This is a genomic window from Amycolatopsis sp. NPDC051102, assembly GCF_040682815.1.
Taxonomy (GTDB): Bacteria; Actinomycetota; Actinomycetes; order Mycobacteriales; family Pseudonocardiaceae; genus Amycolatopsis.
On sequence record NZ_JBFBBT010000003.1, the window covers coordinates 333177 to 345777 of the forward strand.

The 12601-nt window shown below is 72.5% G+C and carries 11 protein-coding genes; 2 read left to right on the forward strand and 9 right to left on the reverse strand.

Features of this window, described 5'->3' with window-relative positions; genetic code table 11:
* Positions 1 to 23: 23 nt before the first annotated feature.
* The 5 genes from AB0M93_RS11995 to AB0M93_RS12015 all read right to left on the reverse strand — a co-directional run bounded on the left by AB0M93_RS11995 (position 24) and on the right by AB0M93_RS12015 (position 7779).
* Complete coding sequence (locus AB0M93_RS11995; protein WP_364271585.1) at positions 24 to 2771, reverse strand: AAA family ATPase; 2748 nt, start codon at positions 2769 to 2771, stop codon at positions 24 to 26.
* A 182-nt stretch (positions 2772 to 2953) separates the two neighbouring features.
* A complete protein-coding gene (locus AB0M93_RS12000) occupies positions 2954 to 4387 on the reverse strand; it encodes a family 43 glycosylhydrolase (protein ID WP_364271588.1) in 1434 nt (477 codons plus the stop codon).
* A gap of 56 nt (positions 4388 to 4443) precedes the next feature.
* Positions 4444 to 6207, reverse strand: a complete 1764-nt coding sequence (locus tag AB0M93_RS12005; protein ID WP_364271590.1) for a DUF1996 domain-containing protein — start codon at positions 6205 to 6207, stop codon at positions 4444 to 4446.
* Between the two features lie 268 nt (positions 6208 to 6475).
* Positions 6476 to 7204 (reverse strand): cupin domain-containing protein, encoded by a 729-nt coding sequence (locus AB0M93_RS12010; RefSeq protein WP_364271593.1) that lies wholly within the window; start codon positions 7202 to 7204, stop codon positions 6476 to 6478.
* A 17-nt stretch (positions 7205 to 7221) separates the two neighbouring features.
* Entirely contained in the window at positions 7222 to 7779 is a 558-nt protein-coding gene (locus tag AB0M93_RS12015) for a TetR/AcrR family transcriptional regulator (RefSeq protein WP_364271596.1), read from the reverse strand.
* 96 nt (positions 7780 to 7875) lie between these two features.
* On the opposite strand from AB0M93_RS12015, the gene AB0M93_RS12020 reads away from it, so the two are divergent.
* Together AB0M93_RS12020 and AB0M93_RS12025 are read left to right on the forward strand one after the other, a co-directional pair.
* Positions 7876 to 8244, forward strand: coding sequence for a DoxX family protein (locus AB0M93_RS12020; RefSeq protein WP_364271598.1), 369 nt, complete (start codon positions 7876 to 7878; stop codon positions 8242 to 8244).
* Between the two features lie 14 nt (positions 8245 to 8258).
* The gene (locus tag AB0M93_RS12025; RefSeq protein WP_364271601.1) at positions 8259 to 9131 is read left to right on the forward strand and encodes an RNA polymerase sigma-70 factor; all 873 of its coding nucleotides are present in this window, start codon (positions 8259 to 8261) and stop codon (positions 9129 to 9131) included.
* A 151-nt stretch (positions 9132 to 9282) separates the two neighbouring features.
* Here AB0M93_RS12025 and AB0M93_RS12030 read toward each other — a convergent pair whose 3' ends face one another.
* The 4 genes from AB0M93_RS12030 to AB0M93_RS12045 form a co-directional block, all read right to left on the reverse strand.
* Positions 9283 to 10104, reverse strand: a complete 822-nt coding sequence (locus tag AB0M93_RS12030) for a hypothetical protein (protein WP_364271604.1) — start codon at positions 10102 to 10104, stop codon at positions 9283 to 9285.
* Complete coding sequence (locus AB0M93_RS12035; RefSeq protein WP_364271607.1) at positions 10101 to 10754, reverse strand: hypothetical protein; 654 nt, start codon at positions 10752 to 10754, stop codon at positions 10101 to 10103. The genes AB0M93_RS12030 and AB0M93_RS12035 overlap by 4 nt, the downstream gene beginning before the upstream one ends.
* A 21-nt stretch (positions 10755 to 10775) precedes the next feature.
* Positions 10776 to 11726: a hypothetical protein gene (locus tag AB0M93_RS12040; protein ID WP_364271610.1), complete on the reverse strand. Its 951-nt coding sequence runs from the start codon at positions 11724 to 11726 to the stop codon at positions 10776 to 10778.
* A gap of 312 nt (positions 11727 to 12038) precedes the next feature.
* Positions 12039 to 12593 (reverse strand): ATP/GTP-binding protein, encoded by a 555-nt coding sequence (locus tag AB0M93_RS12045; protein WP_103348102.1) that lies wholly within the window; start codon positions 12591 to 12593, stop codon positions 12039 to 12041.
* Positions 12594 to 12601 lie beyond the last annotated feature (8 nt).

Below are 12601 nucleotides of genomic sequence, written 5' to 3' on the forward strand. Positions count from 1 at the left end.
GCGGACGGGGTCGACCGCGTCCGTCAGACGACGTCTTCGGCGTACGTAACCGTGCTGCCCAGCACCGCGGCGAGCTCGCCGCGGGAGGTCACCCCCAGTTTGGGGAACATCCGCTGGAGGTGCGTGCTCACCGTCCTGGGCGAGACGTAGAGCCGCTCGCCGATCTCGCGGTTCGTCAGCCCCTGCGCGGCGAGCTGGGCGACGTGGAGCTCGGTCGAGGTGAGCCGGTCGACGGCGGCCAGGTCCCGGCGAGGGGAGGACGCGCCCGCGGCGCGCAGCTCTTGGCGTGCCCGCTCCGCCCAGGCTGACGCGCCGAGCGCGTCGAAGACCTCGCGCGCGGCCTGCAGGACGACGCGGGACTCGGCGGGGCGCCGGTGCCGCCGCAGCCACTCGCCCAGGGCGAGGTGGACTCGTGCCCGCTCGAACGGCCAGTCGACGGGAACGGCGTCGAGGGCCGCCCGGTAGCGCTGCTCGGCGTCGGCCGGCGGGCTGAGCAGGGCGTGGCCGAGGCGCAGCCCGCAGAGCAGGGCGGGGGAGGGCGTCAGCTCGCCGAGCGGGGTCAGCTCGGCCAGGATGTCCCGCGCCACCTCGGCGGAGTCGCTGCGGACGGCCGCCTCGACCAGCTCGGCGACCCCGTAGAAGCGCAGCCACGGGTGGAACGCCGGGTCGGCCGGGTCGAAGACGCGGCGCAGGTGCCCGAAGGCGTCGCCGTAGCGCCCCTGGCAGAGGGCCGCCTGCCCGCGGGCCGTCTGGACGATGGCCAGCGCCGGGCGTGCGCCGCCGGGGAGGGCGGTGCGTTCCGCCTCCGCGGCCCACGCCTCCGCCTGCGGGTCGCCGCAGACGGCGGCGAGCTGGGCGCGGATGGCGTGCACCATCGCGTGCACGAGACGCTGCCCGGTCTCGCGGGCCAGCTCGGCGGCCTCCTCGGCGGCGAGCTGGCCGGCGCGCACGTCCCCGAGCCGCGCGGCGCTGCCCGCCTGGACGCAGAGGGCGCGGGCCAGCATCGACAGCCGGCCCTGGGCCCGCAGGGCGTCCAGCGACCTCGCGGTCAGCCGGTTCGCCAGCGCGGGGGCACCCACCGTCACCGCGGCGCCGCCCAGGAGCTGGTCTCCTTCGGCGTCCTCGGACGAACGGTCCAGCTGACCGGCCAGTGACTCGAGGACGGCTCGCCCGCGCTCGACCGGCGCGCAGTACGCCCGCAGGGCCACCAGGTCGGCGTTGTCCGCGTCCACGGGCATCCGGTCGACGGCGGCGGCGACCCGCCGTCGGGCATCCGGCCCCGGCTCTCCCCAGAAGCAGTGCAGGACCGCGCTCCACAGCATGCGCAGCCCCAGCACGGGCTCGCCGGGGGCGAGCCCGACGGCCAGCTCGGCCAGTTCGGCGGTCGCGGTGCCTTCGCCCTGCGCCGATCCTTCGGCCAGGGCGATGCCGACCCAGGCCGCCCGGCCCTGGTCCCGGACCGAGAGGTCCAGCGACCGCGCCTGGGCCAGCAGGTTCGCCGCGACGGCCGGCCGGCCCGACTCCAGGGCGAGCTCGGCCGCGCGCAGCAGCCGGTCCGCGCGAGCGGACGGGTCCGCGGTCAGCTCCGCCGCTCGCCGCAGCGCGGCCAGGGCCGCGGCGACCCCGCCTCGCCGCAGGGCCCGCCCGGCGGTGGAGTCCAGGTCGCGCGCCGCCTGCTCGTCGGGGCCGGAGGTGGCGGCGGCGCGGTGCCACGCCTGCCGGTCGGGCTGCCCCTGGAGCTCGGCGGCGAGCGCGGCGTGCGCGGCCTGTCGCTCCGCGGCGGTTGCGGCGTGGTGCAGCGCCGAGCGGACGAGCGGGTGCCGGAAGTCCATCCCCCACCCCGCCACCAGGCCCGCATCGACCGCCGGCCCGAGGGCGGCGACGTCGACCGCCGTCCCGAGCATCCGGGCCGCGGCGGCGAGGCACTCGTCGAGCGTCCCGTCGCCGTTGAGGGCCGCGAGGAGCAGCACCGCCCGGGTGGCGGCCGGAAGCCGGGAGACGCGGGCGGTGAAGGTCCGCTCCAGCCGCTCGGTCAACGGCAGCGGACCCGGCGTGAGCGCGTACGCCCCACCGACCGACTGCAGCGCGACCGGCAGCTCGATCAACGCCAGCGGGTTCCCGGCCGCTTCCTCCAGCAGCCGCCGTCTGACCTGCTGCCCGAGGCCGGGGGCCACCGCGTCCAGCAGCTCACCCGACACCGCGTCCGTCAGCGGGTCCAGGGCCAGCACGGGCAGCCCGGCGCCGCCGAGCCGGTCGTCCAGGCCACGGGTGACGACGACCAGGGCGAGGGGGTCGGACTCGATCCGCCGCGCGACGAACCCGAGCACGTCGAGGCTGGCCCGGTCCATCCAGTGGGCGTCCTCGACGACCACCAGCAGCGGTGTCTTCACCGCCGCGTCCGACAGGAGGGTCAGCGCGGCCAGGCCGACGAGGTAGAGGTCGGGCACGGCCTCGTCGGCGAGCCCGACGGCGGTGCGCAGCGCAGCTCGCTGCGGCCCGGGCAGGTCGTCGATCCCGTCTCGCAGCTGGTGGACCAGCTGGTGCAGGCCGGCGCAGGCGACGTCCTCCTCGGACTCCACGCCCACCGCCGTGAGCACCCGGACGCCGTGACCCGCGGCCCGCGCCGCCGCCTCGGCGACGAGCGTCGACTTGCCGATCCCGGGAGCGCCGAGGACGACCACGGCGCCGCCCGACCCGGAGGCGGCCCGCTCGACCAGGGCAGCCAGTGTCCGGCGCTCCGTCTCGCGACCCAGCAGCACCGGTCGTTGCATGCCCCGCTCCACCTCCTCCGTGCGGCTCCTGCTGTCCGCCAGGCACCGCGTCCTCGCCCGGCGATCCGCACAATGACATGCGAGCCGCTTCCCGGGACAGGAGGGTTCCACGGCCTGCGAGCGTATTCGAGGGCCGGCTCGGACGGTCCACGGGCTTCACGGGCGACGGCCCCGGCGCCGGATCAGTCCGCGCCGGTCAGGTAGCGGAACCCGAGCAACGACACGCTTCCCCCGACCACACGCACGCCGATCATGCGGCCGGTGAAACCCGCAGCGACCTCCGTGGACAGATACCGTCCGTCGAACGCGCCCAGAACCTCCGCCGAGCCGTCCTCCCGGAGCACCGACAGCTCCACCAGATCCGGCTCCGTCACCTCACGGAACGGACCCGAAGCCGGCGGCCGGAGCGCGCGGATCCGCAGGGAAACCCGGGAACCCGCAGCGACGGCGGACACCGTCTGGACCGCCGGGCCGATGGCGAGCGTCGCCGTGACCGTCTCGCCGTCGGCCGTCAAGCCGTACCAATGGCGGTCGTCGATGCGCACCAGGAATGTGGCGGTTCCCGAGGAAACGTCCACGTGGGCCATCGCCGTCCAATACTCGTCCAAGGCACGGGTCAGCAGGAATCCACTGAGGACCAATTCACCCGGCCCGGTCCAGCGGACCCGGGGCGCGGCGCCCGGCGCCACCCAGCGCGGGTGCAGTTCCGGAGTCGCGAAATCGTCGGTGAAGCCGTTGTCCGCCACGGGAACCGTGAACCGGTCTTCGGCCACGACCGGCCAGCCGTCCACCCAGTCGATGCCCGCCAGGAACGTCTCGCGGCCGTTGACGTGGAACTGGGGTGTCTTGCCTCGCGGCCGCACCCCCAGGTACACCATCGCCCAGCTGCCGTCCGCGCACTCGACCAGGTCGCCGTGGCCGGTGTTCTGGATCCGGTGCGTGGTGCTCCGGTGGGTCAGGATCGGGTTCGACGGGGCCGGCTCGTACGGGCCCTCGATCGAGCGGGCGCGGGCGATCGTGATCGCGTGGCCGCGTTCGGTGCCGCCTTCGGCCAGCAGCAGGTACCACCAGCCGTCGACGCGGTACAGGTGCGGGCCTTCCGGGGCGGCCAGGCCCGTGCCGTTCCACAGCAGGCGGGGCTCCGCCAGCATCGACCCCGTCGCCGGGTCGATCGGCACGCAAGCGATGCCCGGCAGCGCAGGCGAGAACGACGCCCACGTCAGGTGGCAGACGCCGGCCTCATCCCAGCAGAGGTCCGGGTCGATGCCCTCCGCGCCGGTCACGTGGACCGGGTCCGACCACGGGCCCGCCGGGTCCTCCGCCGTCACGATCAGCTGGCCGCGGTGCAGGATGTTCGTGGTCACCAGGTGGAACCGGCCGTCGTGGTGGCGCAGCGTCGGGGCGTAGACACCCGTGTTCGCCGCGCCGTCGGACGGCGGCAGCTGGCTCGGGCGGGTCAGCGCGTGGCCCAGCAGTTCCCAGGAAACGAGGTCCGTGCTGCGGCGGATCGGGACGCCCGGCACGTACTCGAAGCTCGAATTGGCCAGGTAGTACGTGCCGCCGACGCGGCAGATCGACGGGTCGGGGTGGAAGCCCCCGACGACCGGTTCCGTCACGCTTTCTCCTTCCCGGGTGCCCGCCGCGAGGATGGCGCGGCGGGCACCGGCGCGGGTCAGGCGTTGCAGGTCTTGTTGCGGTTGATGCAGTTGACGACCTGGTTCATGATGCTCTGCGACATCACGTTGGCGAAGTCGTCGTGGTCGGACAGCGGGTTGTGCTTTTCGGACGGGAACGAGTCCACTTTGTACTGCTTCTTCACCTGGATGTCGTGCGGGATGTCGTAGACGAGGGTGGTCCGCAGCTGCGGCACCGCCGTGAACCCGGCGGCGCAGCGCCCGGCCCTGTCCGGGAACACGATGTGCGTGCGGTGGTTGGCGCTGTCGGTGTTCTGGCCGTCCCAGCAGCTCGGGAAGTCGTGGATCCGCTCCACCTTGCTGCCTTCGGGGCAGATCGGGTACTTGTCGGTCAGCCGGTTCTCGAAGCCGGTGCAGGTCCACGCGGCCCGGGTGTTCTTGGTGCCGTTGATGGACGGCTTCGCGTCGCCGCTGAGCGCGCGCAGGAACTTCGGCATCGCCGTCACCTTGCCGGTGGGGCTGCCGCGGAAGGTGATGCCGACCTTCGCCGGCCGCTGGATCTGCCCGTCGTTTTCGGGCAGCTCGTTGTTGGCGTCCGGGCCGGGCAGCGGCGGCGTGGCCGTCGCACCACCGTTGTTGCCGGCCGCCTGGCCGAGCGTGCACGGCGCGAGAGCGTCGAGACCCTGCGGGCGGGCGGCGGTGCGGCCGATGGCGATGGCCATGCGGTCGATGGTGGCGACGCGCTTGTCCTTGAGCGGGCCGAGGATGGCGTTCTGGACGAAGTTCGGGCCGCCCTGGCCCTGCGTGCTGACGAGCCGCTGGTTCGCCTCCTGGAGCTGCGTGTTCAGCAGCTGCAGATTGCGGTCCACTTCGGCCTTCGCCGACGCCGGGACGGCGGGGAGCTTGCTCGCGACGTCCGGGCAGGTGATCTGCTGCGCCGCGCCGCCGGGCGCGCCGCCGCCGTTGCTCACGCCGCTGCCGCCGCTGCCGGCCTGCTCCCGCAGCTTGCAGGGCGCGAGGGCGTCGAGGCCCTGGGGCCGGGCGGCGGTGCGGCCGATGGCGATGGCCATGCGGTCGATGGTGGCGACGCGCTTGTCCTCGAGCGGGCCGAGGATGGCGTTCTGGACGAAGTTCGGGCCGCCCTGGCCGCGCGTGCTGACCAGCCGCTTGTTGGCCTCGTCGATCTGCGTGTCGAGCAGGTCGAGGTTGCGGTTGACCTCGGCCATCGCCGAGTCGGGGACGTCGGGCAGCTTGCTGGCGACGTCGGGGCAGGTGATCTGCTGGCCGGCGGCGTCTTGCGCGGCCTGGTCGCGGTCGCCTTGCGGGGACTTCGCGGGCGCATTCTTTTCGTTGTCGCCGGTGTCGATGCGCACGACCGGCCAGAAGTAGGCGGATTTGTCGCCGTTGCGGCAGGTGGTCCCGGCCGCGTCGAGGCTCTTGTTGTTCGAGTCGGCGTTGGAGGAGAGGTTGCCGACGTAGTCGTGCAGGTGCTGGGCGCCGTTGCGGACCCCCGGCTGGGCGACGAAGTTGTCCGGGTTGAAGTGGCCGTTTTCGTTGCGGCCGCAGTCCACGGTGAAGGTGCCGGTGGACGCGCCGCGGGCGTTGGCGGGCGCGGTGTTGTTCGGCGCGACCTTGAGGATGTCGATGTAGAGCGCCGGGTCGGCCTCGTCGGCGCTGGCCTGGCCGGGCTCGCCGAACGTCGTCGCCGCCGCGATCCCGCCGGCGGCCACGGCGAGCGCGATGGCAGCGGTCGCGATCTTCGTTCGTCGGGAGATGCGGTGCTTTCCCGTGTTTCCGGGCATGGGGTCACTCCGTGGGGTTCAGGGACAGGAGATTCCAGGGAATCCACCGGCCCGACACCGGTGGGCGGTTCCCTGTTAGCGATAACAATGCCCGTCTTGTGAGACGTTCACCGATTCTTTCGGGAGATCAATGCGGTGCGGGCACGGCGTTATCGTGTCTCGTGGGCGTCCCGTTGTCCAGAGCTTTGTCCCGTGAGGAAAGAGTTCGGAAATGTGGTGAACCGAAGTGAACCGGGAGCCGTGTACCCGGGTGAGGCGTGGAGTGCGATCAGCTGTCGAGCGGGATCAGGCGCGGCGTTTCCCCAGGCCCGGCCGGGAACCAGGCGAGGAAGGTGACGCCGTCCTCCTGGGCGTCGAACCGGGCGATGCGCGTCGACTCGGGCTCGTAGAAGACGTCGCCGGGGGTGAGCACCGATTCGGGTTCGCCGTCGATCCGGTAAACGGCGGAGCCCGTTTCGATGCTGCCGAAAACGGGTCCGTTGTGGACGTGCAGCCCCGGGCTGTGGTGCGGGGCGATGGTGATGCGACGCCCTTCGAAATGGTCGATCACGCGCGGCTCCGGCAGCTGCTGTTCCAGCACCAGCGTGCGGGTGACGGCCGGGACGGCGGCGGCCTCGGCGTCGCCCACCGGGTCGCCGAGCTCGGTCGGGGTGCCGTCGTCGGGGATCTCCTCGATCGCGAGGTGGGTCATCGGCGTGGTGTCGGTGGCGCCGTGCCAGTGCCACTCGCCGGCGTCGACGCGGACGGTGTCACCCGGCCGGATCAGCTGCGCCGGGCCGCCGCGGCGCTGGACGTACCCGGTGCCTTCGGTGACGACCAGGACCTGGCCGAGCGGGTGCCGGTGCCAGCGGGTGCGGGCCCCCGGGGCGAACTGCACGCGGTCGACCCGGGTGCGCGACGCGCCTTCGGGGACGGCGAGCGACGTGACCCACGCGCTGCCGGTGATCGCCTCGGCCGGCGCGGGCGTGCTGGTGGACGGAACGTGGCGGACGTGCATTGCGGTTCTCCCTGGGTTCAGAGCGCGGCGAGCAGCGCGAGCACGCCGGAGACGGCCTGGTCGAAGGGTTCGGGGCCGTCCGCGGCGCGCGCCAGCACGTAACCGCCCTGCAGGACGGCGACGATCGTGGCGGCGAGTGCGGCGGTGTCCAGCGTGGCGGGCAGTTCCCCCGCGGCCCGGCCCTCGTCGAGCACCTCGGCGAGCCGGGCGCGCACGCGGGTCAGCGTCTCGTCCACCGGGGCGCGCAGGGCCGGGTCGGCCACGATGTCGGGATCCTGCGTGAGCCTGCCGATCGGGCAGCCCTTGAGCACTTCACGTTCGCGCCGCAGGTAGGCGGTGACGCGCTCGACGGCGGTGCCGGGAGTGCGCAGCTGCTCGTCGGCGGCGGCCAGCAGTTCGTCGGCGCTGCGCCGCACGGCGGCCAGCGCGAGGTCCTTCTTGCCGGCGAAGTGGTGGTACATGCTGCCCTGGCCGGCGCCCGCCCGCTGCTGGATGGCCTTCGGGCTGGTGCCGACGTAGCCGCGTTCCCACAGCAGTGCGCGGGCGCTGTCGATGAGCTGGTCCCTGGTCCCCATGCTCCCGAACTGTACATACTAGTAGGTACAGAATCAACGCTGTCACACCTTTCCGCCCGCCGGTGTCTTGAGGCCGAACGGAAAGGAGAGATCCCCATGGACCTCGCACTGTGGATCGCCGCCGGTCTGCTCGCCGTGGTGGCGCTGACCGGAGGCGTCAGCAAGGCGTTCGTGCCCAAGGAGAAGCTGGCCGCCGCACACGGCGGGGAATGGACGGCCGACGCCAGTGCCGGCTTCGTCAAGGGCCTCGGCGTGCTCGAGCTGCTCGCCGCGCTCGGCTTGGTCCTGCCCGCGGTGACCGGGATCGCGCCGGTGCTGGTGCCGGTGACGGCCGTCTGCTGGGTGCTGCTGATGGTGGGTGCGATGATCACCCACGTCCGGCACGGCAGCGCCGGGTTCGCCGTGCTGAACCTGGCGTACCTGGCCGTGGCGGCGTTCGTCGCCTGGGGCCGGTTCACCGCGTGAGGGAGGGAGACGTCGTGATCGAGGCATTCGTCGCCCACCGGAACCTGCTGTTCACCGTCGCTTACGAGATGCTCGGCTCGGCGGCCGACGCGGAGGACGTGCTCCAGGAGACGTGGCTGCGCTGGGCCGAGGTCGACCCCGACCAGGTGCGCGACGAGCGTGCGTACCTGGTCCGGATCACGACCCGCCTCGCGCTCAACCGGCTGCGCACGCTGAAGCGCCGCAAGGAGGCGTACGTCGGGCCGTGGCTGCCGGAGCCGTTGCTCACCACCCCGGACGTCGCCGAGGACGTCGAACTCGCCGAAAGCGTGTCGATGGCGTTGATGCTGGTCCTCGAAACGCTGGCGCCGACCGAACGCGCGGTGTTCGTGCTGCGCGAGGTGTTCGACGTCGGGTACGACGAAATCGCGGCCGCGGTGGGGAAGACGCCCGCCGCGGTCCGCCAGATCGCCCACCGGGCGCGCCGGCACGTCGACGCGCGGCGGCCGCGCGAGGTGGTTTCGGCGCGGGAGACCCGGGCGGTGCTGGAGTCGTTCCAGCGGGCGCTGGAAGGCCAGGACCTGCAGGGACTGCTGGACCTGCTGGCCCCGGACGTGGTGCTGATGAGCGACGGCGGCGGAGTGAAGCAGGCGGCCCTGCGCCCGGTGACCGGAGCGGGCAAGGTGGGCCGGTTCATCATCGGCGGCATCGGCAAGGCGGCGGTCGACCTGACCGGCACACCGATGACGGTGAACGGCAACCCGGCACTGGCCCTGCACGTGGACGGCTCGTTCGACGGCATCATGGCGGTCCGCGTCGAAGGCGGCCGGATCGCGGGCCTGTACTACGTGCGGAACCCGGAGAAGCTGGGCCGGGTGGACTCGGAGACGCCGCTGACCCTGCGTTGAGGGGGCCCGGTTCCGGTGGACGATCGCCCTGTCCGACAACGAGGCGGTCGTCGCGACGACCGTCACGGACGACTGCGGCGCCTACGCGTTGCAGTCGACCGCCGACGCAAGGCCGGTCCGGCGACCCGTGCGCCGGACCGGCGTCCGCTGCTCAGCCCAGCCGCTTGTCCCAGTCCTCGAAGGCGGCGACGAGATCCTCCGGGCCGCCGGCGGCACGCAACCGCCGCACCTCGGCCTCGATGTAGTACCGGTACAACGGGACCAGGCCCGCCGTCAGCTCCGGCTCGGCCTCCGCCGCGTCCAGCGGGTGTCCCTGGCGGACCCGGGCGCCCAAGCGGACCAGGGACTTCGCCGGTGCGTCCGGCTGGGCCAGGTACCACTCGAGCGACTCGTCGTTCGTCGCCGCGCGGCCCGACGGAAGTGTTGCCGAACACCGGAAGCGGACCGGGAAGAACACCGCCTTCGTGAACCACACCTCGTCCGACAGGAGACGGCGTGGCTCGTGGAACTCCGCCGTCACCTCGTCGGTCGCCAGGATCGCGATCGCGAACCGCGCGCTCTCCAGCAGCAGCTGTGCCGCCGATGGGCGGGCCACCTCCCGGGTGACGTCGTCGCCGAGGAGGACGCGGCCGTGTTCGGCCAGCTGCAGGCGGTCCAGGGCCGGGAAGCGGCCGTCGTCCTCGCCCGCGCGCAGTGCGGGCAGAGAGGCCCAGAACACCGAAAGCTTGCGGTGCAACGGGCTTCGCTGCTGCAGGGCTTCCGTCGTGGCCGCGACGGACTCGCGGTCGCCGTCGCGGACGTCGGTCAGGACGATCGCCAGGTCGATGTCGCTCACCGCGGGGGAGTAGCCGCCGTACGACAGGCTGCCCAGCAGGTACGCGCCGATCAGCCGGTCGCCGAAGGCTTCCTGGTAGGCGCCGGCGGCTTCGGCGGCGACGGTGCGGGCCGCGGTGGCCGGATCGGTCGTCGTCACGCCGCCACCGTGTCGCGGCGCGCGCACTCCGCAATGCGGTCGGAAACCACGCCGATCACCTGCCACGCCCGGTCCAGCACGTCGATCACCGCGTCCACGGACCAGTCTTCGCGCCGGCGCAGGATGTCGTACCCCATCTCGAGGTGCTCGACGTCGGCTTCGTCGTGGAGCTCGAAGTACTCGTCGTCCGGGAACGCCCGTGTGCCCGCCTGGCTGAACACCAGGCTGCCGGCTTCGAGCGCCAGGTGCGCCAGCACCGCCCGCTGCACGCCCGGCAGGATCGCGAACTGGTCGACGAACCAGGACGCGCCCATCTCGATGACCGGATCCCAGACCAGGTCCCGGTCGTCGGCGCGGCTGCGGGCCAGGATCCGGTCGTGGCCCACCTCCTCCTGCTGGTGCTCACACGCGAGCGCCCGCAGTTCCGGGTCGCTCTCGAAGGTGACCCGGGCGCTGATCATCCGCTGGAACGCGTTCGACCACGGCTGCAGGTACGTGAGCACCGCCTTCTTCGTCCCGGCGGGGGTGTTCTCGTCGGTCAGCAGCCGGATCAGGTCCGACGACTCGTACTCCCGTTGCCGCTGCTCGTTGTGGCGGGCCACGCGCTCGACGTCCTGGGTCACGCTCTGCTCCTCACGGTGGTGCTGCACGAGATCATCTTTCCGGGGCCGCTAGGCAAGATCAACAGGCGAGAGGGGGGCCGGCGGGGGCCGGTCGTAGACGGGGAGCCGGAAGTACGTGGTCACGTCGCCGCGGCGGGCCGCCGCGCGGAAGCTCACCAGTTCCAGGACGCCCCGGCTGTCCGCCAGCGGGCCGGGGGCCAGCGCGGCGGCGAGGGCCCGGAACCGGCCGGGATCGACGCCCTGGTCGTGCAGCAGGGCGGCGGTGCGTTCCACGGCTTCCCGGTCGTCCGGCGCGAGGTCGGGCAGCCGCAGGTACGTGGTGGACTCGGCGGCGCGGTCCACACCGGACCGGAACGCCAGGCAGCTCAGGGCCGCCTCGCCGGCGTCGGCGCGGTCGCCGGCCAGCACCCGGTAGGCGGCCCGCGCCTGGCGGGAGTCGTGGTGCAGCGCGACCGAAGCGACGCGGTCGACCTCCGCGAGGTCGGCGCCGTGGTTGCGGTAGTAGATCTTCACCCTCGCGTGCGCCTCGTCGGCGAGATCGACGGCGAGGAACTCGATCTCGCGGTCGCCTTCGACAGTTTCGACACGACGGCGGGCGTCGGCCCAGGCGGCGGCCATGCCGAGCCGCTCCATCGCTTCGGCCACGGCGATTTCGCGCTGCGCGTGCGGCCACGAGTACAGCCCGAAGTAGGTCTTGTGGACGATCCCCGACGGCGGGCGCCAGGCGATCGAATGCCACAGCGGCGCCGGCGACGGACGGCCCGCGCGCGGGGTGAACGTCTCACGGACGTGCTCGAAGCGGCGGGCCCGGAAACCGCTCTCACCAGGCCAGACGATCTCGTGGCCGAGGCTGTCGAACAGCACGCGCAGCTCCGGTCGGTCGCCCGACCAGTTCACCGACATCTCGGCCGGGAAGCCGTCGTCCGCCACATAGGACGGCTGGGTGGGGACCGCCCCGATCCGCTCGTGCGCCCACGGCGGCAGCAGGGCGCGCAGCATCCGAGTCGTGCGGACAGACTGCTCGAGCGGGACTTCGAGCGCCTCGCACGCGGCCGACCACAGTCCACACAGAAAGTCGCCGAAGAGACGCCCCTGTGCCGGATAGTTTTCCCTTATATATTCAGGAAACTCCGGCACACGACTCGTCACGAGCGGATGCTATCAGTTTGATGCTTGCTCAACTAAAAGGCTGCACCCGGGTGGTCCAACCAATTGCGCCATGTGGGTACGCCGGTGCCCGCCGCGGCCACGGAGGGCCACAACGGACGCCGGCGGTGTCCTGAAGAGACAAAAGCGGACAACGCGCAGGTCTCAGACCCGGGCGGGCACGACCGTCATCGCGTGCTTGACCAACCGGATCAACGCGAGCTTGCTGGAGTCGCGGTCGCGTGCGTCACACATGACGATCGGCACACGGTCCGGGACGACGAGCGCCTCGCGGATCTCGTCGGCGGTGTACCGCGGCGCGTTGTCGAAGCAGTTCACCGCGACGACGAACGGGATCTTCCGGCGTTCGAAGAAGTCGATGGCGGCGAAGCTGGTCTCCAGCCGGCGGGTGTCCACCAGCACGACCGTGCCGATCGCGCCGCGCGCCAGGTCGTCCCACATGAACCAGAACCGCGCCTGGCCCGGCGTCCCGAACAGGTACAGCACGTGCCGCGGCGAGATGGTGATCCGGCCGAAGTCCAGCGCGACCGTCGTGGTCGTCTTCCGCTCGACGCCGGACAGGTCGTCCACCCCGGCGCTGGCCTCGGTGAGCACCTCTTCGGTGGTCAGCGGCGGGATCTCGCTGACCGAGCCGACCATCGTGGTCTTCCCGGCGCCGAACCCGCCGGCGACGATGATCTTGACCGGGGTGGGGACCATGTCCACCC